General features: G+C 75.6%; 1 pseudogene. It reads left to right on the forward strand.

Going from position 1 to position 275, the window contains the following annotated elements:
* Positions 1 to 275, forward strand: a pseudogene (locus SB816_RS31355) (hypothetical protein); the annotation flags it as partial.

Here is a 275-nt window from a genome sequence, read left to right on the forward strand (position 1 = left end):
GTGGCAGCGCTGGTGCGATGGCCTCGCGCCGGAGCACTTCGAGGTGGAGGCGCAAGTCGACCGGACATCGGCTGCGATGGTGGTCGAGGCGGTGCCGGCCGAACTGGCCCCGGCGCCGAGGGCCGTCCCCGCACCCGCGCGCGAAGCGCGTCCGACGTCCACCGAGGGCGTGCAGGCCGCTGCCGTCGCCGAAGCGATTGCCGCGACGTCGGCCATCGCTCAGGCGGGCGCCGTTCCGGCCAGCCAGCCAGCGGCGCTGCGACCGTGCTACGAGC

Source organism: Achromobacter sp. SIMBA_011, assembly GCF_046535435.1.
GTDB lineage: Bacteria > Pseudomonadota > Gammaproteobacteria > Burkholderiales > Burkholderiaceae_B > Achromobacter > Achromobacter dolens.